At 62.7% G+C, this 22176-nt stretch carries 20 protein-coding genes; 1 reads left to right on the top strand and 19 read right to left on the bottom strand.

From position 1 onward, the window contains the following. Window positions 1–4 precede the first annotated feature (4 nt). The 13 genes from ligA to aspS form a co-directional block, all read right to left on the bottom strand. Entirely contained in the window at window positions 5–2239 is a 2235-nt protein-coding gene (gene ligA, locus HGEM_RS02230) for an NAD-dependent DNA ligase LigA (RefSeq protein ID WP_019127778.1), read from the bottom strand. Between the two features lie 192 nt (window positions 2240–2431). Next, window positions 2432–4018: a S1C family serine protease gene (locus tag HGEM_RS02225; protein ID WP_019127777.1), complete on the bottom strand. Its 1587-nt coding sequence runs from the start codon at window positions 4016–4018 to the stop codon at window positions 2432–2434. Window positions 4019–4307: 289 nt separating this feature from the next. After that, on the bottom strand, window positions 4308–4970 hold the full coding sequence (locus HGEM_RS02220) for a response regulator transcription factor (RefSeq protein WP_019127776.1): 663 nt from the start codon (window positions 4968–4970) through the stop codon (window positions 4308–4310). Between the two features lie 223 nt (window positions 4971–5193). Next, window positions 5194–6534 carry a glutamine synthetase family protein gene (locus tag HGEM_RS02215; RefSeq protein WP_019127775.1) on the bottom strand — a complete coding sequence of 447 codons (1341 nt, stop codon included), beginning with the start codon at window positions 6532–6534 and terminating at the stop codon, window positions 5194–5196. Between the two features lie 15 nt (window positions 6535–6549). Continuing rightward, complete coding sequence (locus HGEM_RS10200; protein WP_154646794.1) at window positions 6550–6810, bottom strand: hypothetical protein; 261 nt, start codon at window positions 6808–6810, stop codon at window positions 6550–6552. Window positions 6811–6889: 79 nt separating this feature from the next. After that, window positions 6890–7099 carry a hypothetical protein gene (locus HGEM_RS02210; protein WP_019127774.1) on the bottom strand — a complete coding sequence of 70 codons (210 nt, stop codon included), beginning with the start codon at window positions 7097–7099 and terminating at the stop codon, window positions 6890–6892. A 218-nt stretch (window positions 7100–7317) separates the two neighbouring features. Beyond that, window positions 7318–9561, bottom strand: coding sequence for a ferrous iron transport protein B (gene feoB / locus HGEM_RS02205; protein WP_019127773.1), 2244 nt, complete (start codon window positions 9559–9561; stop codon window positions 7318–7320). Between the two features lie 379 nt (window positions 9562–9940). After that, window positions 9941–10162: a FeoA family protein gene (locus tag HGEM_RS02200; RefSeq protein WP_019127772.1), complete on the bottom strand. Its 222-nt coding sequence runs from the start codon at window positions 10160–10162 to the stop codon at window positions 9941–9943. An 86-nt stretch (window positions 10163–10248) separates the two neighbouring features. Next, window positions 10249–10470, bottom strand: a complete 222-nt coding sequence (locus tag HGEM_RS02195; protein WP_144687611.1) for a FeoA family protein — start codon at window positions 10468–10470, stop codon at window positions 10249–10251. Between the two features lie 359 nt (window positions 10471–10829). After that, complete coding sequence (locus HGEM_RS02190; protein ID WP_019127770.1) at window positions 10830–11771, bottom strand: type I phosphomannose isomerase catalytic subunit; 942 nt, start codon at window positions 11769–11771, stop codon at window positions 10830–10832. A 152-nt stretch (window positions 11772–11923) separates the two neighbouring features. Then, window positions 11924–12307, bottom strand: coding sequence for a glycosyl hydrolase-related protein (locus HGEM_RS02185; RefSeq protein WP_019127769.1), 384 nt, complete (start codon window positions 12305–12307; stop codon window positions 11924–11926). 18 nt (window positions 12308–12325) lie between these two features. Beyond that, entirely contained in the window at window positions 12326–12583 is a 258-nt protein-coding gene (locus HGEM_RS02180; protein ID WP_019127768.1) for an HPr family phosphocarrier protein, read from the bottom strand. A 187-nt stretch (window positions 12584–12770) separates the two neighbouring features. Continuing rightward, a complete protein-coding gene (gene aspS, locus HGEM_RS02175) occupies window positions 12771–14525 on the bottom strand; it encodes an aspartate--tRNA ligase (protein WP_035101046.1) in 1755 nt (584 codons plus the stop codon). Window positions 14526–15522: 997 nt separating this feature from the next. Here aspS and HGEM_RS02170 point away from each other — a divergent pair. Then, window positions 15523–16449 carry an N-acetylglucosamine kinase gene (locus HGEM_RS02170; protein ID WP_019127766.1) on the top strand — a complete coding sequence of 309 codons (927 nt, stop codon included), beginning with the start codon at window positions 15523–15525 and terminating at the stop codon, window positions 16447–16449. 195 nt (window positions 16450–16644) lie between these two features. Here HGEM_RS02170 and HGEM_RS02165 read toward each other — a convergent pair whose 3' ends face one another. The 6 genes from HGEM_RS02165 to HGEM_RS02140 form a co-directional block, all read right to left on the bottom strand. Continuing rightward, complete coding sequence (locus HGEM_RS02165; protein ID WP_019127765.1) at window positions 16645–17304, bottom strand: phosphate signaling complex PhoU family protein; 660 nt, start codon at window positions 17302–17304, stop codon at window positions 16645–16647. After that, window positions 17304–18098, bottom strand: coding sequence for a phosphate ABC transporter ATP-binding protein PstB (gene pstB, locus HGEM_RS02160; RefSeq protein ID WP_035100567.1), 795 nt, complete (start codon window positions 18096–18098; stop codon window positions 17304–17306). Before pstB ends, HGEM_RS02165 begins: the two co-directional genes overlap by 1 nt. An 11-nt stretch (window positions 18099–18109) precedes the next feature. After that, window positions 18110–18892, bottom strand: coding sequence for a phosphate ABC transporter ATP-binding protein (locus HGEM_RS02155; protein WP_019127763.1), 783 nt, complete (start codon window positions 18890–18892; stop codon window positions 18110–18112). Further along, window positions 18889–19836 carry a phosphate ABC transporter permease PstA gene (gene pstA / locus HGEM_RS02150; RefSeq protein WP_019127762.1) on the bottom strand — a complete coding sequence of 316 codons (948 nt, stop codon included), beginning with the start codon at window positions 19834–19836 and terminating at the stop codon, window positions 18889–18891. The genes HGEM_RS02155 and pstA overlap by 4 nt, the downstream gene beginning before the upstream one ends. Next, on the bottom strand, window positions 19829–20728 hold the full coding sequence (gene pstC / locus HGEM_RS02145) for a phosphate ABC transporter permease subunit PstC (RefSeq protein ID WP_019127761.1): 900 nt from the start codon (window positions 20726–20728) through the stop codon (window positions 19829–19831). The genes pstA and pstC overlap by 8 nt, the downstream gene beginning before the upstream one ends. 100 nt (window positions 20729–20828) lie before the next feature. Then, a complete protein-coding gene (locus HGEM_RS02140; RefSeq protein WP_019127760.1) occupies window positions 20829–21791 on the bottom strand; it encodes a phosphate ABC transporter substrate-binding protein in 963 nt (320 codons plus the stop codon). Window positions 21792–22176: the final 385 nt, after the last annotated feature.

The following is a 22176-nucleotide window of genomic DNA, read 5'->3' as shown; positions in this document are numbered from 1 at the left end:
TTTATCACTTTGCTGGCAACGTGCCCGTAGCGAGCACGCGCTCAAGCTGTTCCTCGTCGAGCACGGGCACGCCCAAGCTCTCGGCCTTGGTGAGCTTGCTTCCCGCACCGGGACCTGCCACCACGTAGCTCGTCTTCTTCGAAACCGATCCCGTAACCTTGGCGCCGAGCGCTTTGAGCGCTGCACCGGCCTCGTCGCGTGTCCGGCGCTCAAGCGTACCGGTAAGCACAAAGGTCAAGCCCGCAAGCGGCTGCGCCTCCGCAAGGTCAACCGAAACACCGGTTTCCTCCGCCGCGCGCGCCGCCTCGCCCGAAAGGTCCTCTTCCAGCGTAAGGCCGGCAACGCGCAGGCGCTCGAGCACCGCCAGGTTCTCCGGCACGCTGAAGAACTGCTTCACGCTCGCCGCAATCTTGGGCCCCACGCCGTCGATGGCCGCGATATCCTCTTCGTTTGCCACAACGAGCGCATCGAGGGTAAGGAAGCGCCGCGCAATGGCCTCGCCCACGCTCTTGCCCACGTGCCTGATTCCCAGCGCGAAGAGCACGCGCGAAAGCGGCTGCTGCTTCGACTTGTTGAGCTCATCGATGACCTTGGCCGCAATGGTCGCGCCCACGGGGATGGAATCGCCCGCGCGCACGCCGCGACGCTTATCGTCTTTAAGGTAGGTGCGGCCCGTGTCGATCGCGGCGACGGTGTCGGCGGTAAGCGTGTAGAAATCGGCCACGTCGCGCACGAGGCCCGCCTCCATGAGCTTATCGATGAGCTCGTCGCCCACGCCGTCGATATCCATGCAGCCGCGACTCACCCAGTGCGCCAAGCGCTCCTTGGTCTGCGCAGGGCAATCGATGGACACACAACGGTAGGCGACCTCGCCTTCCTCGTGCACCACGGGGCTCCCGCAGGCGGGGCACGTCGCGGGCATATCCCACTCCTGCGCGCCCTCGGGGCGCTTCGCGAGCACCGGGCCCACAACCTCGGGGATCACGTCGCCAGCCTTATGGACGACGATGGTGTCGCCCTCGCGCACGTCCTTGCGACGGATCTCGTCGATGTTGTGGAGCGTCGCGCGGGCGATGGTGGAGCCGGCCACCACCACCGGGTCGAACTCCGCGACCGGCGTGAGCACGCCCGTGCGGCCCACCTGGATGCGAATCTCGCGCAGCACCGTCTCTTTCTCCTCGGGCGGGAACTTGAACGCGATGGCCCAGCGCGGGGCGCGCGCCGTGAAGCCCAGCTCGTCCTGCTGAGCGAAGCTGTCGACCTTCACCACCACGCCGTCGATGTCGTAGTCGAGGTCCGCGCGGTGGGCGAGCGCCTGCGCGCAGAACTCGTGCACTTCGGCGGGGGTGGTGCAGCGCGCAACGTTGGGGTTCACCGAGAAGCCGGCATCGCGCAGCCAGCTCAGGAAGTCGTGCTGCGACGTCACGTGCAAAGGGGCGGTATCGGCAACGGCATACAGGAAGGTAGCCAGGTCGCGACGGGCCGTGACCTTGGGATCCTTTTGGCGAAGGCTTCCCGCGGCGGCGTTCCGCGGGTTGGCGAAGGGGTCGCGCCCCTCGGCATCCGCCTCTTCGTTCAGGCGCAGAAAGCTCCCCTTGGGCATGTATACCTCGCCGCGCACCTCGATGGCCGTGGCAGCATCGGCCCCCATGTGAGCGAGCGCCGTTTCGGAAAGCCGCGCCGGAACGTCTTTGATGGTGCGCACGTTGAGCGTCACGTCCTCCCCCGTCGTGCCGTCACCACGGGTGGCCGCGCGCACAAAGAGCCCGTTTTCGTAGGTGAGGGCTACGCCCAGGCCATCGATCTTGAGCTCGCAGGTATAGGTGGCTTGGCCCGCGCCGAGCGCCGCCTCCGTGCGGTCGAGCCACTCATCGAGCTCTTCGAGGTTCATGGCGTCGTCCATGGAATACATGCGCGCCATGTGCGTGACCGATTGGAACTGCGGCGACACGTACCCGCCCACGCGCTGCGTGTAGGAATGCGCCGTCACGAGCTCGGGATACGCAGCCTCCAGCTGCTGGAGCTCCACGAGCATCTTGTCGAACGCCGCATCCGTAATCTCGGGAGCGTCCAGGGCATAGTAGCGATATGCATGGTATTCCAACTGGTGGTTGAGCTCCGCCGCCCGAGCTGCGGCCGCACGGCGCTCCTCATCTGCGCGCTCCAGCGTTGGCTCATGGCTCTCGGCCGCCTCATTCGATGCGCGGCTCAAATCAAACAGGCTCTGCTGCTCTGTCATAGTTCTCCCATCACCTATTGGTCGCTTTCATAGCGTAACATCTCGCTCACGCAAAAGGCTCTTTGTCCCAATTTCACATGGAGAGCGGCGCACGCAGCCTACGCCCAAACGTCAAAAGGCCCGCCGCGGATGCGCTCCGCAGCGGGCCTATCGGTTTACCATGCCTGATGAGGGACTGACCCTCATTTGGCATTACATGAGCCCCTCGAGGTACTGACGCAGCTCCTCTTCGCTGAGCGAGTTACCGGAGCCTTCCCCCGTCGTGCCGTCCTGGCTCTCGGCCTGCACCTCGGCATCGGAGCCAAGCGTCACATCAACCTCGATGGTCTCGTCATCGCGCACCACGGTTAGCGTGACCGTATCGCCGATGCTATGCTCGCGCGCTGCGATGATGAGACCGTCGGCCGAGGTAATCTGCGTGTCGTCGACCGCGGTAACGATATCACCCTCACGGAGCCCCGCCTCCTCGGACGGGCTGTCGGCGTTCACGGAGTTCACGTACGCGCCCTCGCTGACCGCAAGGTTGTTCTGGCGCGCGGAGTACGCGTTCACCGTGGTCACCGTCACGCCGATGTACGGGTGCGCGGGGGTCTCGCCATCGATGATCTGCTGAGCGATGTTGATCGCGTAGTTCACTGGAATGGCAAACCCAACGCCCGAGCTCGAGCCGGAGTAGGACTCAATCATCGAGTTGATGCCGATGAGCTCGCCGTTGTCGTTCACGAGCGCGCCGCCCGAGTTGCCGGGGTTGATGGCGGCATCGGTCTGGATCATGTTCGCATAGATCGTGGTGCCGGAAGTGGACTGCATGGCGGTCGAGCGGTAGAGCGCGCTCACGATGCCCGTGGAGACGGACTGCTCGTTGCCGAACGGGCTACCGATTGCCATGACCCACTCGCCAACCGTGAGGCTGTCGGAGTCGCCGATCTCGATGGGCGTGAGCGAGCTTGCATCGGCGCCCTGCAGGCGGATGACTGCAAGGTCGCTCGACTCGTCCTGCCCCACCAGCTCGGCTTCGTAGCTCGCGCCATCGTTCGTTGAAACGTTGATGGTCGTCGCGCCTTCGATGACATGGTAGTTCGTGAGGATGTTGCCATCGGTATCGAGGATCACGCCCGACCCGATGCCACCCTCGCCGGAACCCTCGTTCACCGCCGTGATGGAGACCACCGAGGGCAGCGCCTTGGCAGATACCGCCTCGGCGAGCGTCGTATCCTCGGCATCGATCTGAATTGTCTGGTTCGAGCCGCTATCCGAAAGTGCAGGCGCATCCACGTTGGTGCTGCCGATGCGAAGCGCACCGGTCATGACCAGCGCGATCACAAGCACCGCGCCAACCACCAGGCCGGCGAGCGACGAGACGAAGACCGGGAGCTTCTTGGTTTTCGTCTTCACCACGGTATGGGTGATCGTCTCGGCCGGCGCGGAGGGCGCCTGAGACGAACGGGGGTCGCGGCCCGCGCCAGACGCGCCTGCGCCGGCTGCCACCTGCGGGGCAGCGTACTGCTGCGTTGGCTGCGCCGGGCCCGCGGTGCCAGAGGGGTTTGCCCACGAGGCACCGGATGGGGCCGCATGGGTGCCCGTCTGTGCGGTGCCAGCCTGCGGAGAGCCAGCCTGTGCGCTCCCCGTCTGAGGCACGGTCGGCTGCGCAGAAGACGCGCTCGCGGGAGCCGCTCCCTGCGGCGCCTGAGGCGTGGGCTCAATCTCTATGCGCGGTGAGGACGCCGTGCCCTCGCCCGCCGCGGTCCCCTCGGGACGCTGGGGATACTTCTCATCCATCGTAGCTGCTTCCTTTCAACTTCCATACAGAATCGTTGTTCAGCAAGCGTTGTACCCCAAGCCCGCGCGTTTGCACGAGACAACACGCGAGCTTCAGTCATTTTTAACTAATTGTAACGGCACGTGAAAGGTATCGCGCTATCGGAAACCGACCTATCGACAGCCCGCCGCAAGCCGGCCCGCCGCGGCCTCCGGCAAGCCGACCCGCCGCAGCACTCCGCGAACCGGCCCGCCGCGGCCCATCGCACGCCAACCGCCGCCGCATGCCGCGAACCGGCCCCAACACACGCTAGTCTTTGAACAGGTAACCCACACCGCGGACGGTGGTGATGTGCGCGGCGATCTGCGGGCCCACCTTCGAACGAATGCGACGGATGTGCACGTCGACGGTACGCGTGCCGCCGCAGTACTCAAAGCCCCACACGCGATGCAGCAGCACCTCGCGCGAATAGGCCCGGTTAGGATGAGTGGCCAAGAACGAGAGCAGCGAGTACTCCATGAGCGTGAGGTCGACGGGCTCGTCATCGAGATAGACCTGATAGGTCGCGAGGTTGATGACGAGGTTATCGATATGAAGAATGTCGTCGAGGTTGAAGGAGTCGTCATCTCCCATAAGGCGACGCGCACGTGCCTCGAGCTCCGCGGGGCTCGCCGAAGAGCAGATGAAGTCGGAGCGGGAGTGCGCGGGCAGGCGCAGCGACGGAAGGGTCTCGTCGTCTACGATCACGAGCATCGGGATGCCGCCGCGGTCCTCGAGCCATTTCGCGATCTGGTCGATGCGGTCGTTGCGAATGCCATCCCCATCGAGCATCAGCAGGTCAAAATCGTGTGCCGCGTTAGGAGAATCGGGAGTCGCCAAGCTCACCTCCACACCCAGCGATTGGGTGAGGGTCCGGGCAAACTCGTGGAACCGCGTTGTCCTGGCCATAAACAAAATGCACTTCTCGGCCATGCAGCACCTCCTAACGCGTTGCTTTATCTTACCGTAAAACACCTACCACTTGCAGCGCAGATGCGCATTTCCGCACGTAGGAGGGATCATAAAACCCTTCCTGCGACCCTGCGCGCCTCCGCCGGCCCGTGCCCGTTGCCGGAACCTTCAACTGACCGGCCAGACGGCACGCTCAGCTGCACGGCGGACACAAGGTCGTTACCGCGCAGCCACCCGAACTTCGCTAGGAATTTGCGAAGTAGTGCTTGATCTCCCACTCGGTGACCGTCGAGGTGAACTTCGCCCACTCGGCGCGTTTCTTCTTGAGGAAGAACGAGTGGATATGCTCACCGAGCGCGTCCTTCATAAACTGGGAGTCCTCGAAGTAATCGAGGGCCTCGTCGAGACTGCGCGGCAGGGGCGCATAGCCGGTAGCAGCCAGCGCCTCGGGGCCCTGGTTGAGCATTTCGGCCGTGGCCTCGGGCGGAAGCTCCAGCTTTCGCTCGATACCGTCGAGGCCGGCGGCGAGCGTCACCGCGTTCACGAGATAGGGGTTCGACATCGGATCCGGGGAGCGCAGCTCGATACGCGTGGAGAGCTGCTTGCCCGGCTTATAGATGGGAACGCGAATCATCGCAGAGCGGTTGCGCAGCCCCCATGTAGCGGACTCGGGCGTATTCCCCTCGCCCGTGGTGAGGCGCTTGTAAGAGTTAACCGTAGGGTTGGTGATGGCGCTGATCTCTTGCGCGTGCGCAAGGATGCCCGCCATGTAGTGCTTGGCAAGATCGGAAAGATGGTACGTGTTGTCGTCCTCGCCCCAGAAGACGTTGTTCCCCTGGCGATCGAAGAGCGACTGGTGGAGGAACATGGCGCTCGACGGCGCCCCCGCGATGGGTTTGGGCATGAACGAGGCATGGATATCGGACGCATAGGCCTCGAGCTTGATGATGTACTTGGCCGTCATGATGGCATCCGAGGTAGTGAGCGCCTCGGCATGGCGCAACGAGATGCCGTGCTGCGACTTACCCGACGAATGGAAGGTGTACTCGACCGGGATGCTCATCTTCTCGAGGGTGAGCACGGTGTCACGGCGCAGGTCGCGCGCGGAATCAGACGGCATGAGATCGAAGTAGCCCACCTCGTCCATGGGAACGGGCGTGTGGTCGTCGGGGAAGTAATAGTATTCGAGCTCCGTGCCGACGTTCATGATGTATCCGGACGACTCCGCCTTGCGGAACATGCGACGCAGGCACTCGCGCGGATCGCCCTCGAAATACGTGCGGTCGGGCTTGCGAATGTCGCAGAACACGCGAGCCACGCCGTCGTGCGAGGGACGCCAGGGAAGCACCTGGAACGTAGAGGGGTCCGGGAAGGCGAGCATGTCGGCCTCCTCGGGCGCGGTGAATCCTTCGATGGCAGAGCCGTCGAAGCCGACGCCCTCCTCGAAGGCGACCTCGAGGTCTTCGGGGCTAATGGCGAAGCTCTTGAGCCTGCCGAGCACATCGGTAAACCAGAGATGCACAAAGCGGATGCCGCGCTCCTCGACGGTGCGAAGAACGAAGTCGATGTTCTGCTGCTGATCCATGAGCCAGTGTCCTCCCTAATACTGGGGTTCACACAGTACACGCACGTACCCGTTCACTGTGCCATACGATTGTTTCAGCAGCGTTTCCGGGGCACGATAGGCGGTGCCCGCAAAATGGTGCAGCGAGCCCGGTTTGATAAAACGAACCCGGTTCATTTTCTCATTGTTAGGCACAGCAAAAAGTTCGAGGCTCGAGTCGGTAGGTTTTTCGCGATGTGCCGAGTAGACCGCCCTTTGAAGCCAATAAAACCGCAGGAACGGCTTTGCGTACAACACGGTCTACTCGTCCGATCTTAAAAAACTTACCGACTCGAGCCTCGAACCTAGAATGAGAAATTGAACCGGGTTCGTTTTGTCACTTTACACTTTGCTCGAGCTCCTGCGCCACAGCGTCGACGCCCTTCATGGCCGGGCAGCTCTTCTTGGTGCTCGAACTGCAATGCCCCGTGCAGACGCCCGCCGAGGCGCAATCCGCACACGACCCCTTGCGCCGCACACGCACGCACACCGCCACGAACGCGACGGCCACCAATGCGAGCACGATGATGTCGGCCAAAGAAAGCACCGCGTTCACCTCCTACGATACGATCATCGTACCCCATGCAGCCAAAACGCATGGGGCACGCATAGCTTCTCCAACGCGGAGCGGATCCCATCGAGGCTGGAAACTGTTGGATAACAGAGGGGATGGGCGCCCCGAGCAATCCGCTCCGAGTTGAAGGCCAGGGCACCGTGCGGGCGCCCTGGCGAGCAACCGAATCTTATACGGGCAAGAGCCCCATCTTATGCAGCAGTGGCAGCAGGAGCCACGCCATCGTCCTCGCCCATAGCTCCCTTAGGCATGGGCCGGAAGAGCTGGAAGAGGATGAGCGCGATGAATGCGAAGGCCACGACGGTCCACAGCCCAAACTCACCGAGCACGATGAGGTTATAGAGCTGGTTGATGATGAGGCCCACGACCCACGCGAAGGCGCACTCGTAGCCCAGCGCGATGGCGGTCCACTTGCCGGAGTTCATCTGGGCGCGGATGGTGCCCATGGCGGCGAAGCACGGCGCGCAGAGCAGGTTGAACGCACCGAAAGCGGCGATGGCGCCAGCGCTCGGGAACATGGCAGCGAAGGCCTGCCAGAGCGCCGGATCGGTCTCGCCGGCATCAGCGATGTGCAGGAGCGACGCCGCCGTGGCGATCACGTTCTCCTTCGCCACGAGACCGGTGATCGACATAGCCGTGGCCTGCCACGTGCTGAAGCCGAGCGGAGCGAAGATCCATGCGATGGCGCCGCCGAGCATGGCGAGCACGGAGTAGTCGGTGAACTCCTCGGGCACGCCCTCCATGGCGGGCAGGAACCCGAAGGCGCCCGTGCCACCATCCCAAGAGGCAACGCCGAAGTTCGACAGGAACCACACCACGATGGTGGAGGCGAAGATGATCGTGAACGCCTTCTTGACGTATGCGCTCACGCGCTCCCAGATATGCAGCCACCAAGACTTCAGCGAGGGGAAGTGATAGCTCGGCAACTCCATGACGAACGGCGTGGGGCGGCCGGCGAAGAGCTTCGTCTTCTTGAGCATGATGCCCGAGACGATGACAGCCACGACACCCAGGAAGTAGAAGAGCGGGGCGATCCACGTGGCCTCGGCATCTCCCACGAGCGCACCCATAAGGAGCGCGATGATGGGGAGCTTCGCGCCGCAGGGGATGAATGTCGTGGTCATGACCGTCATGCGGCGGTCCTTCTCGTTCTCGATGGTCTTCGTGGCAAGCACGCCCGGCACGCCGCAGCCCGTAGAGACGAGCATGGGGATGAAGCTCTTGCCCGAGAGGCCGAAGCGACGGAACACGCGGTCCATAACGAACGCAACGCGCGCCATGTAGCCGCAATCCTCAAGGAAGGAAAGCAGGATGAAGAGGACGAACATCTGCGGGATGAAGCCGAGCACCGCGCCCACGCCAGCCACGATGCCGTCGTTTACCAGGCTGATCACGAGATCGCTTGCGCCGAGTGAGGTGAGCCAGCCCTCGGCCACCATGGGTACGGACGGGAAGCTTTGTCCAAAGAGCTCGAAGCCCTCACCGAAGAGGTTGTCGTTCACCCAGTCGGTGCCCGCGGTACCGAAGGTAGAGATGGCCAGATAATAGACCACATACATGATGAGCAGGAAAATCGGCAGGCCGAGGATACGGTTGGTGACGATGCGGTCAATCTTCTCGGACGTGCTCATGCGAGCGGGCGCCTTCTTGAGGCAGCCGTCGATGATGTGCGCGATCACGGCATAGCGCTCGCCGGTGATGATGGACTCGGCATCGTCGTCGCAATCCTGCTCGCATTTAGCGATGAGCTCTTCCACGCGGTCGCTCGCGCCCTTGGTGAGGTTCACGAGCTTGGTTGCATCGGCGTCGCGCTCGAAGAGCTTGACCGCGTAGTAGCGGCGCTTGTGCGCGGGCACCGAGCCGGGGAGCTGGCCCTCGATGTGGTCGAGGACGTCTTCGATAGCAGAGTCAAACTTGTGCGACATCTTGCCGGAAGCGCTGCCCGCTGCCTGCTTGGCCTCGGCGATAAGGTTGTCGAGTCCGCGGTTCTTGAGCGCCGAAATCATGACGACCGGGCACCCGAGGCTCTTGGAAAGCGCCTCGGTATCAATCTTATCGCCGTTCTTCTCCACGAGGTCGGCCATGTTGAGCGCCACGACCACGGGCACGCCCGTCTCGATAACCTGGAGCGCGAGGTACAGGTTGCGCTCGAGGTTGGTGGCATCAACGACCTGGACGACCACATCGGGCTCGCCGCTCATGAGGTAGTCGCGCGAGACGCGCTCCTCGGGGCTGTAGGGGCTGAGCGAGTAGATGCCGGGAAGGTCGGTGATGGTCACGCTCTTGTCGGCGGAGAGCTTGGCCTCCTTCTTCTCGACCGTAACGCCGGGCCAGTTGCCCACATAGCCGTTCTGGCCCGTGATCTGATTGAACAATGTGGTCTTACCGCAGTTGGGGTTACCTGCCAACGCGATATGGAGCTGTGAAGCTGCCATGTAATCCTTCTTCCATAGGCTTTGAAACTTGGGTAAGTTACCGAGCTAGCAATCCTTAGCCCCTAACACCCCGAACCGGTTTGTGGCGAACGCCCCGAAATCTGAACTCCGCGGGACTCTGCGCCGCCTGGCTCCTGGATGGCTCGTGGTTGGTTCTTGGGCCCGGGCTACAGCGAACCATTTGATTCCTGAGAACCGCGTTTTCTGATGTCAATATGCTGAGGTTAACAAATGCCACCGGAACAGTGATATTTGTTAGATTCCGCTAACTCTACCTTCAAAAAAAGAGGTGCACTGCACCAGAAGCTATGCGAGACGCGACACGATGCCTCGCCCACTATGAGCGAGCGACACGCGACGTGCCTCGACAATCGCCGTGTTACTGCACCTCGACAATCGCCGCCTCTTCCTTGCGAATCGAGAGCTCATAGCCGCGAACCGTGATCTCGATCGGATCGCCGAGCGGCGCGACCTTAACCACCGTGAACGGCGTGCCCTTGATGAGGCCGAGGTCCATGAGATGACGGCGGAGCGCCCCCTCGCCATGAAGCTTCACGATGGTGGACGAACCACCCACCTGCACATCTCCGAGCGTTTTCATTGCATCCCCCTTTCCACGTTCCGAACGGCGGAAGGCTCAACCGCGCGCGGGCCCGCCTTAAGCGGGCGCAGCACGCAGAGGCGTGCCTATGCCGTCATGACATGTGCGGCGACCTTCGCATCGAGGCCGAACCGCGCCCCCTTGATGGTCACGATGATGTTGCTGCCGCTCGAGCTCACCACGTGCACCTCCGAGCCCTCGACAAAGCCGAGGTTCTCGAGATGGTGCTTAATGTTCTCGTTGCCGCGCACGCGTGCGACCGTAACAGTGTCTCCGCTGTGGACCAGCGATAGCGGCATCGCTGGCATCTGCGGCCCCTGTCCCATGTCAAACCACCCGTTTCATCGTTTCCGTCTTACGATCCGTGCGCACCTTTGCCGCAGCATGCGGTGCGCAGCAGTTCACCTAAGTAAACTACCACGACAGCCACGCGAGGGGAAGATGAAATTAGCCATTGGTAACAAAAAAGTTTCTATCGGTACACTTTTCCCATGAGACAGTTGTGCCGGGTTAATCTGTCTCCTTCTCTGCTTCGCCGTCTCGGTAAACAAAACCCCGCCCGCAGAGGCGCGGACGGGGCCGAAACACAAGAGTGGAATAGATAAATGAGACAGATTAACCCGGCACGATTGTCTCGGAGACAGATTGACCTGGCACAACTGTCTCTCTACAGGTAGGAGAGCACCACCTGCATGGTGCCGGAGAGCTCCAGCGTATCGCAGGCGGAAAGGGCCAGCAGATGCGTTCCCTTCTTGACCTCCCGGCCGTTCACGACGCCCTCCCCCTCGATCACGCTGATGCACGTAAAGGGATGCGGCGTCTCGACGGCGAGCTCCGCAGGACACCCGTCCTCGCCAACGCGCACGAGGTCGACAGTGTAGCACTCGTTCTGCTCGAGCGTGGTCACGGGGCCCGAAAGCTCGACCTCGCCCGAGGTGAGCGGCGCGCAGTCGAAATCGATGACGTCGAGCGCCTGCTGCATGTGGAGAGGACGCAGCGTGCCATCGTCCTGCTTGCGATCGTAATCATAGACGCGATAGGTCACATCGCTCGACTGCTGAGATTCCAGAATCACCGTGCCGCCTTTGATGGCATGCACCGTGCCGGGGTCGATCTGGAAGAAATCGCCCGCCTTGATGGGGATCTCGTTCAAGAGCTCGCTCCAGCGCCCCTCTTCGACCATCTGGGCGAACTCCTCGCGCGAGTGAGCGCGCTGACCCACAACGATGGTCTGGCCCGGCTCGGCGGAGAGCACGTACCAGCACTCCTTCTTGCCCAGCGAGCCGTTCTCATGCTCGGCGGCGTAATCGTCATCGGGATGCACCTGGATAGAGAGGTCGTCCTTCGCATCGATGATCTTGACGAGCAGCGGGAACCGGTCGCCTTCGCAATTGCCGAAGAGCTCGCGGTGCTCGTCCCACAACCACGAAAGCGTCCTCCCGGCGTACTCGCCCGAGGCGATCTCGTCGTCGCCCGCCGGGTGTGCAGAGATTGCCCAGCACTCGCCCACGGGCCCGGCGGGAATCTCGTAGCCAAACTCGGTCTCGAGCTTGCGCCCGCCCCAGATCTTCTCCTTGAACACCGGTACGAGCTCGATGATTGATTCCATGGTACAGCTCCTTGCCACGAGGTGAACGCCCTGCCGCCCCATTGTATGCCAAGAACGAGGCGTCTCCAAAAAGACATCCGAAAGGGGCGGCGCGTGCGGTCGCGTTGCCTCACCTGGCGCATCTTGTGATAAAACGAACCGGGTTCGTTTTATCACTCCACGTAGACCGTGATGAACTTGCAGTGCTTGAGCACGGGCAGCTCAACCGTAGCGCCGTCCACGGCAAGTTCCTCCGTTTCGCGCTCGCGCAAATCGCAGATGCATGCGCGGTGCACCGGCTCCGCGAACACGAGCTTTGCCGTTGCATCCCCCTCATGCATTCCGCAGAACAGGCGCACGATGATACCCGGCTTCTCCGGATCCTCCGCCGCTTTCACAGCCGACACAATTGCCGAACCCTCAAGCGTAAAGACCGAGCCATGTGCAGGCCGATCGCCCACGACCTCGGGTTCCGAGAAGATGAGGCGGCCATTCAGGAACGCCGCATACTCATAGACCTCGAGCTCCCCGTCATAGCAGCGTGCCAGCTCGGCCACACCGGCCCTGGCCAGTGGCTAGAGGCAAGACTCGAGCTTGGCGCGAAGGCGGTCGGCGGTGGACTGCTCGTCGGGACCCTCGACCGAAAAGCATAGCTCATCCCCTTGACGAGCACCGAGTCCCATGACGCCCATGACATCGGTCGCCGAGACCGTTTGCCCGGAGAACGCAAGGGTGATCTTGCCGTCGTAGGAACCGGCGAAAGAGCAGATTTCGGCCACGGGACGGGCGTGCAGACCCGCTCGACCCTGCACCACATGCGTGAACTCGACCATGCTCCTCGCCTTTCTATCGGGCTCCTCAATAGTAACAATACCAAGCAGCCCAGCCGCCGTTGGATGCGGGGCTGGGCCAAGGTGCAACAAAGATGCTTTATGTTATTGCGGGGCAGTCAAAATGGGACTGTCCCATTTTTTGTCAAAGCGGTCAAAACGGGACTGTCCCGTTTTGACTCATTTGTCATTACATGAGGCGCAGCGAAACCTCTTTGAGCTGGCCGAGTGACACCGCACTCGGTGCGCCCGACATGAGGTCGGAGCCAGAGCTCGTCTTGGGGAAGGCCATCACGTCGCGGATGGAATCGCTGCCCGCAAGCAGCATGCACACGCGGTCGAGACCGAGCGCGAAGCCGCCCATCGGGGGCGCGCCGAAGGTGAGCGCCTCCATGAGGAAGCCGAACTGCTCCTTCGCACGCTCTTCCGTAAAGCCCATGAACTCGAGCATCTTAAGCTGCAGCTCGGCATCATGGATGCGCATGCCGCCGCCGCCCGCCTCGAAACCGTCCATCACGAAGTCGTACGTGCAGCTGCCCATGGCAAGCGGATTGGTCTCGAGCAGGTCGAGCTGGTCCACATGCGGCAGGGTGAAGGGCTGGTGCTCGGCCTCGTAGCGCTTGGCGTCGTCGTCCCAGTGGAAGAGCGGGAAGTCCACGACCCACAGGAAATCATGCCCCTCTCGCTCGATGCCCAGCGCATCGGCCATGTGGCTGCGCATGCCGCCGAGGATCTCGTCGGAAGCGAGACGCGGGCCGGCAGCGAACATCACGAGGTCACCGGGCTCCACGTCGCAGCGGCTCTTGAGCTCGGCCATCTCCTCATCGCTGAAGAACTTCACGATGGGCGAGTTCATGGAGCCGTCCTCGCGGAAGGCGATCCAGGCCAGGCCCTTGGCGCCGAAGGACTCGGCAACCTTCGCGAGCTTATCGATCTGCGCGCGCGGCCAGGTGCCGGCACCCTTGGCGTTGATGGCCTTGACTACGTGGCCCTCGGTGTTGGCGGCGCCGGAGAACACCTTGAACTTGGAGCCCTTGAAGACATCGGTGAGGTCGACGAGATGCATGCCGAAGCGCGTGTCCGGCTTGTCGGAGCCGTAGGTGTCCATGGCATCCCAGTAGTTGATACGGCGGAGCGGCGTGGGCATCTCGACGCCAACCTGGGCGAACGCGTCGGCAAGCACGTCTTCGAGCGCGCCCATGACGTCGTCCTGGTCAACGAAGCTCATCTCGATGTCCACCTGCGTGAACTCGGGCTGGCGATCGGCGCGCAGGTCCTCGTCGCGGAAGCACTTAGCCACCTGGTAGTAACGCTCAACGCCACCAACCATGAGCAGCTGCTTGAGGAGCTGCGGACTCTGCGGCAGGGCGTAGAAGCTGCCCGGCTGCAGGCGGCTGGGAACGATGAAGTCGCGCGCGCCCTCGGGAGTGGATTTGAAGAGCGCCGGGGTCTCGACCTCGGTAAATGCGCGGTTATGGAGCGCAGAACGGATTGCGAAGGTGAAATCCGAGCGCAGCTTGAGCTTCTCGGTCATCTCCGGACGTCGAAGGTCCAGGTAGCGGTAGCGCAGGCGCGTGTCCTCGGCGGTCTCGATGCCATCCTCGATCTGGAAGGGCGGGGTCTTGGAGCGACCGAGCACCTCGATATGGTCGACAAGCACCTCGATCTCGCCGGTGGGCAGCTTGGGGTTGACCGTCTCGGCATCACGGGCGATCACGGTGCCGTGCACCAGGATGGGCCACTCCGGACGCATGGTCTCGGCGGTGTGGAACGCGCTGCCTTGAGCGTGCTCGGGGTCGAACGTGCACTGCGTCATGCCGGTGCGATCGCGCAGGTCGCAGAAAATCAGGCCGCCGTGGTCGCGGCGACGCCACACCCATCCGGTGAGGGTAACCTCCTCGCCGATGTTCTCGGCGCGAAGCTCGCCGGCGGTGCGGGTGTGCATGGAATGGATGTTCTCGGGGTTCTGGACGCCGGATGCAGCGGGCGTAGCGGTTGCGGCGCCGGTTGGTGCGCCAGCAGTGGTCTGGGTCTCTGCCACAGAGTCCTCCTTATAATCTGTGCCGCCCCGTGCCGGAGCGGGCGGCGTGCGTACAGATTGCCGAGCCTGCGTAGACCGCGCAGCCCGGCATGCGAGGGTCAATGGTACCAGCTCCCTGCCTCGAGCGCGAGCAAGCCACCCGATTCATACACTGTTAATGATGGAGGCCGTGGTGTCTTGCGCGATGCACTGGCGGTGCGCCGCCCGTATTTCGGCTTTTAATATCGTGCCGCGCGATGCTCACGACGTAAGGAACCGCCCGTCGTGCGAGTGGTCTTGATTCACCGGACGCGCGGGCTATTAAAACCGCGCTGATCGCAGGCGCTTGGAGACCGCATCGGGCGTGCATAGCAATTAATAGACCCCCTACTTTCGATTTTTTATCCAAAAATGCGCTAAGTCGGTCTTTTGTCTCGGGTTTTGACGGTGCCATCTGGCAACCGCGCTGGCAGGAAGCCTATCGCATGGCTCCGTACCAGCATACTTATGAAAGCGCACCCACAAACCAAAAGAAAAAAGACCGACTTAGCGCATTTTTGGCTAACTTGGAGAAACAGGGAGGGTATTAAAAGCATTGCTTGCCTTGGCAAAGCGACAGCCGGACGCTGCATCAAGTCCTTCATCAACGCGATACAGCCAACCGCGCTTGGCGCCGCGCGTCGCATTGGCCCGCTCTTCGCCATGCGCCACGTCAACCCGGTCTGCATCCCCGCGCGCTGGCGACGGAAGCCATGTTTGGCGGACATTTTAACCAACCCATGGTTGCGGAGGCTCTGAGCTGGAGTTTTCCTAACTGATAGAATAAGGCCGGTTTGCTGTACCGCACGACCGATCAGAATTGATAAAACAAACCTGGTTCGTTTTATCATATGCGTGAGAACACGAAGACCGGAGGAATGCCATGCGCTGGCTCGGAATTGACGCAGGCGGAACCAAGACGGCGTTCGCCACATATGACGAGACGCTAACGCAACTCGACCGCTTCGAGTTGCCAACGAGCCACTACGCACAGGCTGGCTTCGATGGCATGGAAGCTGTCCTCGCTGAGGGTATTGCCCGTGCCGAGGCTGCCGGGCTTTTAGGCGAGCAGTACGGCATCGGCATCGGTATGTGTGGGTATGGAGAGGGAACCACGTCGACGGCGCGCATCGAACAGATCGTGGCCAAGGTTGCCGGTGCGCACCCCTATGCGCTCGTCAACGACGTGGAAAGCGCTTGGGCAGCGGGGCTAAACCTTGCCGACGGCATCGTGATCATCGCCGGCACGGGCTCCATCGCCTACGGCGTACACGGCGAGCGCTCGCTGCGCTGCGGCGGCTGGGACTACGAGCTCGGAGACGAAGGCAGCGGCGGTTGGCTGGGCAAGGAGCTGCTGCGCGCGTTCACCCGCCAGTGCGACGGACGCGACCCGGCGGGGCCTATGCGTAGCCTCGTGCGACAGGAGCTCGAGCTTGCCGACGATTTCGATATCATCGCCTTCGCGCAGGAACACATGGCGAACCGCTCGCGCATCTCGGCCCTTGCGCCCCTGGTGAGCAAAGCCGCAGCGGCGGGCGACGCAAGCGCGCAGCGCATCCTTGAGCGCGCAGCGGCGGAAGAGGCCGAGATGGTCGCGGCCATCGTGCGCGGTCTCTTCGATGAGCCGGATAATCAGGCGGCGGGCAGCATCCCCGTCACCTATGTCGGCGGCACGTTCAAGGCGGGCGAGGCCATCCTCGGGCCTCTGGGCGCTGCCCTCCCCCGCTGCTGCCGCCTCATCGCTCCGCTCCACGAACCAGAGCTCGGCGCGTGCCTCATCCTTCAGAAGCGCCTTGGCCTGAGCCTGTAGACACCCCCGGCATAGCAGAAGCCGGCTGAAGCCACTCCCGCCATCTCGCCGAGCCCATTTCGCAAAAGCAAACGGGCCGGCAACCGCAAACGGCTACCGGCCCGCGAAGGGGAGGCAAATGCGTGGCTCGTAGAAACCCGCTTTCTGTAACCCACTTGGTTCGTAGACACCCGGTGTCTGTGAACCACTCCGCAGCTATTCGCCCTTGGTCATCTCACGGGCGCCCGTGGCGCGGAAGACGGCCCAGTCGGCGATGCGCACGGCATCGTCGCCCATGCGCTCGAAGTACTTAGCCACCATGAGCAGCTCTGGCAGGTACTTGGCGCGGGTCTCGCTCGCCTTGATGAGGTCGATGACCACGCCCTCGGCAGCCAGGTACACATCGTCGATGTCGTCGTCCATGGCAAAGACGCCGCGGGCCTTATCCACGTCGGTGGTACGGAACGCCTCAACGGCCTCCTCGACCATCGTCGCCACGCGATCGGCCGCGTAATCCAAGTGCTCCTTGAGCTTGGCGGAAACCTCGGCAGGCAGGCTCTTGGCCAGATACGCCACGTCGCGGCTCATCTCGTCAATGTGAGTGAGATCCGAGACCAGGCGGAACGAGCCGCTCACAAAGCGCAGGTCACCGGCGATCGGCTGCTGGAGCAGCATGATGTCCAGGCAGCCATCCTCGATGGCGGTGCGCAGACGACGCTCGGACTTGGCACCGCCAAGCACCTCGTCAATCGTGTCGGCGTCACCGGCAAGCGCCAAGGAGAGCGCGCGAATATCCTTTGCCGTCTTCTCGCTGAAGCGACCGAGCGTCTCGTCGATCTCTTCAAGCTGATGCCGAAATTCGGAACGAGTAATCATTAGCTGAACCTTCCCGTCAGATAGTCGTTGGTGAGCTTCTCCTTGGGGTTGGAGAAGAGCTCCTTGGTGGGCGCTGCCTCAACGAGTTCTCCCAGGTAGAAGAAGCAGGTTTTATCGGCAACGCGCGCCGCCTGCTGCATGTTGTGCGTCACGACCACGACGGTATGGTCCTCGGAGAGCTGCATCATGAGCTCCTCGACCATCGAGGTCGAGATGGGGTCGAGCGCCGATGTGGGCTCGTCCATGAGGAGCACCGAAGGGTCGGTGGCAAGCGCGCGGGCGATGCACAGGCGCTGCTGCTGGCCGCCGGAAAGCCCAAGGCCGCTCTGGCCAAGCTTATCCTTGACCTCGTCCCAGAGCGCCGCGCGCGTGAGGCAGCGCTCCAAGATCTCGTCCTCCTCCGAACGACTCATGCGGCCCATGCGCTTCACACCGTAGAGCACGTTTTCGCGAATGCTCATGGGGAACGGGTTGGGGTGCTGGAACACCATGCCCACGTACACGCGGAGCGCGTTGGCGTCCATCTTGAAGATGTCCTGCCCGTCGAACTCGATCGTTCCCTCGGTCTTGACTGTCTCCACGAAGTCGCACATGCGATTGAACGTGCGCAGCAGCGTGGACTTTCCGCACCCCGAAGGTCCGATAAAGGCGGTCGCGCGGTTCTTGGGAATCTCGAGCGTGATGCTCTTCAACGCCTGGAAATCGCCGTACCACAGGTTGAAGTCGCGGATGGAGAGCATGCTCTCCACGCCCTCCACGCTGCGGTGGATATCCTCGTTGAACTCTCTATCCATAGTCTTCTCCATCAGCCGAACCTACCCGTCAGGTAATCGGCAAGACGCTGGTCTTTGGGTGCCGAGAAAATCTGCTGGGTGGTGCCCGTTTCCACCATATCGCCCACGTAGAAGAAGGCGGTGCGGTCGCTCACGCGGCCCGCCTGCTCCATGTTGTGGGTCACGATGATTTGGCAGAGCCCCGTGTCGCAGAGCGAGCGAATGGTCTCCTCGATCGTGTAGGTCGAGATGGGGTCGAGCGCCGAGCACGGCTCGTCATAGAGCACCACGTCCGGCTTCATGGCAAGCGTGCGGGCGATGCACAGGCGCTGCTGCTGGCCACCGGAAAGGGCGTGGGCAGACTGCTTCAGCTTGTCCTTGACCTCGTCCCAGAGCGCCGCCTGGCGAAGCGACGTCTCCACGAGCTCGTCCTCCTCGTCCTTGCCGTGCAAGCGGCCGTGCTTCTTGGGAGCGAACAGGATGTTCTCGCGAATGGACTTGCGGAACGGCGTGGGCTGCTGGAACACCATGCCGATGGACTTGCGCAGCTCAAAGAGGTTCTCGGTCTTGGTGTTGATGTTGCGGTCGTGGTAGAAGATCTCTCCGCCGACCTTGCAGCGCGAAATCTCACGGTTCATGAGGTTCAGGCAGCGCAGGAAGGTGGACTTGCCGCAGCCGGAGGGGCCGATGAGGGCCGTGACCTCGCCCGCGCGGAACTCGAGGCTCGTCTTGTGGAGCGCCTCGTGCGTGAGGTCGTAGGTAACGGTCACATCCTTGGTAGAGAGAAGCGCGGCCTGCGCGTTGGTGTCACTCATTCGGCGGTCAGCCTCCTCGCGAGGAACTTGCCCAGCACGCGCGCGAGCACGTTGAAGAGCAGCACGCACACGAGCAGCACGGTGGCCGTGCCCCACACGATCTCGGTCGAACCCGGCGTGGGCTCGGAGGTGAGGCGCCAGATATAGACGGCGAGCGTGCAGGCGGGACGGAAGATGTTGAACGGGTTGGTCGGGCTCATGAAGTTCGTGCTCGCGAAGTTGAGGCGCGAGGGCGCGGAGCCCGAGGTGAAGATGAGCGCGGCGGCTTCGCCGAACACGCGGCCCGCAGAGATGACGATGCCGGTCACGATCGCGGGCATGGCAGCGGGGAGCAGCACGTTCACGGTGGTCTCCCAGCGGGTGAGCCCCATGGCGAGCGCGGCGTCGCGCTGGCTGCGCGGCACGTCTTCGAGCGCCTGCTGGATGGTGCGAACCAGGATGGGGATGTTGAACATCGTGAGCGCCACAGCACCCGAGATGATCGAGATGCCCCAGCCCATCACCACAACGAAGAAAAGCGAGCCGAACATGCCCACGACGATGGAGGGCAGGCTGGAAAGCGTCTCGATGGCCGTGGATGCCGCTGAGGTGATCCAGTTATCGGGCGCGTACTCCACTAGGAAGATAGCGCCGCCAAGCGAGATGGGCACCGAGATGAGCAGGGTGATGAGCAGCATGTAGAACGAATCGAACAGCTGGTACAGAATGCCCGACACCGCCTCGTCGGTGGAGGGGTTGGTGAGGAACCCGGGCGTGAGCGCGATGCCGCCGCCTCGCGCAAGGATGTAGACGATGATGGCGGCAAGGAGCAGTAGGACGAATCCAACGATCGCCGTCAGGATGCCGGTTGCGATCTTATCCTGCTTGCCGATGCGAGCCACATGAGCGGAAAGGTCGCGCTGCTGCGCGGGAGTTGCAGCCGGAGCGTTTGCCTGGTTAGCCATTCTGCTTCGCCCCCTTATGACCGATGAGGTGAATGATGAGGATGAACACGAGCGACATGGCGAGCAGGATGAGGCCGAGCGACCACAGCGCATGGTAGAACTCGGTGCCGCTCACCGCGTTGTTAAGACCGGAGGTGAGGGTGGCCGTGAGGGTCGAGGCCGGCGAGAGGAGCCCCGTGGGCATGTTGCGCTCAACGCCGCCGATGACCATCTGAACGGCGAGGGTCTCGCCGAACGCGCGGGTCATGCCCAAGATGACCGCCGTCATGAGCGAGGGCATAGCGCTCTTGAGCACCACGTGCCAGATGGTCTGCCAGCGGGTGCAACCAAGCGCGTAGGAACCCTCACGGTACTCGTTGGGCACGGCAGCGAGCGCATCGATGGAGAGCGTCGTCACCGTGGGCAAGATCATGACCGCCAGCACGATGGCACCGGAAAGGATGCCCGCGCCGGTGCCCGCGGAAGCACCGAAGATCATGCGCATGGCGCTGTTCACCACATAAAGGCCGAGCACGCCGTAGACGACCGAAGGAATGCCCACGAGCAGCTCGACGAGCGGCTGGAACACGCGACGGCCGAAACCGGGCGCAATCTCCACCACGAACATGGCCGAACCAAGCGCGATGGGCAGAGCGATGATCGTAGAGAGCAGGGTGACCGAGAACGAACCCACGATCATGGGGAGCGCTCCGTACATATCCTGCTCGGGAATCCAGTGCGTTCCCGTGAGGAACGCGATGGGATCGAAGCCGTCTACGAAAAACGTGGTCAGACCCTGCTGGGCGACCATGAAGATCAAGGTGATCACCACGAGGGCCACAAGGGCCACGCACGCACCCGTGATGGTGAGCCCGATGTTCTCCAGACGGCGTTTTGGCATAACCTTAGCCATGTGACGCCTTTCTCCACAGACTAATCCAAAGAAAACGGGGCACCCCGCGCGAACGAGAGGTACCCCGTCGTACTACCACTGCACCGCTTTTGCGGGCGCGCTACTCGACAGGAGTGACGTTGCCGTCGACGTCCTTCTTGACCTTCATGTTGCTCACCGGGATGAAGCCCTGCTCGATGACGGTCGTGCTCTGGACGTCCTCGGACATGATGTAGTCGATGAACGCCTGGGTGACGGCAGCCGTGGCCTCGTCCTCGTCGGAACGGGTGTACATGTGCTCGTAGGCCCAGATGTTGAAGTCACCGCTCTCGACGTTCTCCTGCGTGGGCTCCACGCCGTCGACGCTGAGCGCCTTGATGCCCTCGTTGGTCTCGTAGTAGTTGAAGGCAACGTAGGAGATGGAGCCCTCGGTGGCAGCAACCTGCTCAACGACGGTACCCGAAGAGTCAACCTCGGCAACCGGGGTGAAGTCCGCGGGGACCTCGGCGCCCTGGAGCACGGCGGCCTCGAAGGTGGCACGGGTGCCGGAGCCGGCCTCGCGGTTGATGACGTTGATGGTGCCGGCAGTGCCACCCACCTCGGACCAGTCGGTAATCTGGCCGGTGAAGATGCCAGCGAGCTGCTCGGTGGTGATGTCGTCGATGTCGACGTTGGCGTTCACGATCGGGCCCATGCCCACGATGCAGACCTGGTTGTCGACGAGGTTCTCGAGCTGGGACTCGTCATCGACCTTCTCCTCAGCGAACACGTCGGAACGGCCGATCTGGAGGGAGCCGTCCACGATGCCGGAGATGCCGTCGCCCGAGCCGCCGCCGGAGATGGCGATGACCACATCGGGGTTGGCATCCTGGAAATCGCCAGCCACGGCCTCAACGAGCGGCTGGAACGACGTGGCGCCACCGCAGTTGATGGTGCCGGAGAGGCTGGCGCCCGCGGCGGCGCTACCGGTGGAACCGGCAGTAGTGGTCTGGCCGCTGCAGCCGGCAAGGCCGAGGCCCGCGACGGCGGCGATGCCACCGGCGAAACCGAGGAACTGACGACGAGAGCACGAATAATCGAACATGAACGATTCTCCTTCCAGAATCTAATACGCACGATGGTCGCAGGCAAAATCGACAGACGCCTGCGCTCGTCTGCAATGCACCATACGCGTTCGATTCTTGGCAGAAGTGCTCGTCGGCCAGTTATTACATGAGTCTTATGAAGCATTACCCAGCGTAAACGACGAGTTTACAAATTGCTAACAAATGGCGGCGGTATGTTAAGCATCCGCAGCGGGGGCATTTGGCCGCGGCGGACCCCGGCGTGCGGCGGCTTGCGAGGCACGACGGCGTTCGCATACGGCGGCTCCCAGTGCGCGACCGCCCCGGCGCGCCGGGGTTTTCGGGCGAAAACGGACGCACCGCTCGTTCTCGGGCAAGATCTGGACGCTCAGAACGCCCGAGCGT

It is taken from the genome of Enorma massiliensis phI (assembly GCF_000311845.1).
GTDB classification, from domain to species: domain Bacteria; phylum Actinomycetota; class Coriobacteriia; order Coriobacteriales; family Coriobacteriaceae; genus Enorma; species Enorma massiliensis.
Note: the sequence above shows the minus strand (reverse complement) of the source record. Positions and strands in the feature narration are given on the sequence as shown.

Coding starts and splice junctions, on each gene's coding strand:
- HGEM_RS02180 (WP_019127768.1), bottom strand. CDS start 12,583: ATGGTCGAGTTCACGCATGTGGTGCAGGGTCGAGCGGGTCTGCACGCC.
- HGEM_RS02170 (WP_019127766.1), top strand. CDS start 15,523: ATGCGCTGGCTCGGAATTGACGCAGGCGGAACCAAGACGGCGTTCGCC.
- aspS (WP_035101046.1), bottom strand. CDS start 14,525: ATGCACACCCGCACCGCCGGCGAGCTTCGCGCCGAGAACATCGGCGAG.
- ligA (WP_019127778.1), bottom strand. CDS start 2,239: ATGACAGAGCAGCAGAGCCTGTTTGATTTGAGCCGCGCATCGAATGAG.
- pstB (WP_035100567.1), bottom strand. CDS start 18,098: ATGGATAGAGAGTTCAACGAGGATATCCACCGCAGCGTGGAGGGCGTG.
- HGEM_RS02190 (WP_019127770.1), bottom strand. CDS start 11,771: ATGGAATCAATCATCGAGCTCGTACCGGTGTTCAAGGAGAAGATCTGG.
- HGEM_RS02155 (WP_019127763.1), bottom strand. CDS start 18,892: ATGAGTGACACCAACGCGCAGGCCGCGCTTCTCTCTACCAAGGATGTG.
- pstA (WP_019127762.1), bottom strand. CDS start 19,836: ATGGCTAACCAGGCAAACGCTCCGGCTGCAACTCCCGCGCAGCAGCGC.
- HGEM_RS02165 (WP_019127765.1), bottom strand. CDS start 17,304: ATGATTACTCGTTCCGAATTTCGGCATCAGCTTGAAGAGATCGACGAG.
- pstC (WP_019127761.1), bottom strand. CDS start 20,728: ATGGCTAAGGTTATGCCAAAACGCCGTCTGGAGAACATCGGGCTCACC.
- HGEM_RS02225 (WP_019127777.1), bottom strand. CDS start 4,018: ATGGATGAGAAGTATCCCCAGCGTCCCGAGGGGACCGCGGCGGGCGAG.
- HGEM_RS02140 (WP_019127760.1), bottom strand. CDS start 21,791: ATGTTCGATTATTCGTGCTCTCGTCGTCAGTTCCTCGGTTTCGCCGGT.
- HGEM_RS02195 (WP_144687611.1), bottom strand. CDS start 10,470: ATGCCAGCGATGCCGCTATCGCTGGTCCACAGCGGAGACACTGTTACG.
- HGEM_RS02200 (WP_019127772.1), bottom strand. CDS start 10,162: ATGAAAACGCTCGGAGATGTGCAGGTGGGTGGTTCGTCCACCATCGTG.
- HGEM_RS02220 (WP_019127776.1), bottom strand. CDS start 4,970: ATGGCCGAGAAGTGCATTTTGTTTATGGCCAGGACAACGCGGTTCCAC.
- feoB (WP_019127773.1), bottom strand. CDS start 9,561: ATGGCAGCTTCACAGCTCCATATCGCGTTGGCAGGTAACCCCAACTGC.
- HGEM_RS02215 (WP_019127775.1), bottom strand. CDS start 6,534: ATGGATCAGCAGCAGAACATCGACTTCGTTCTTCGCACCGTCGAGGAG.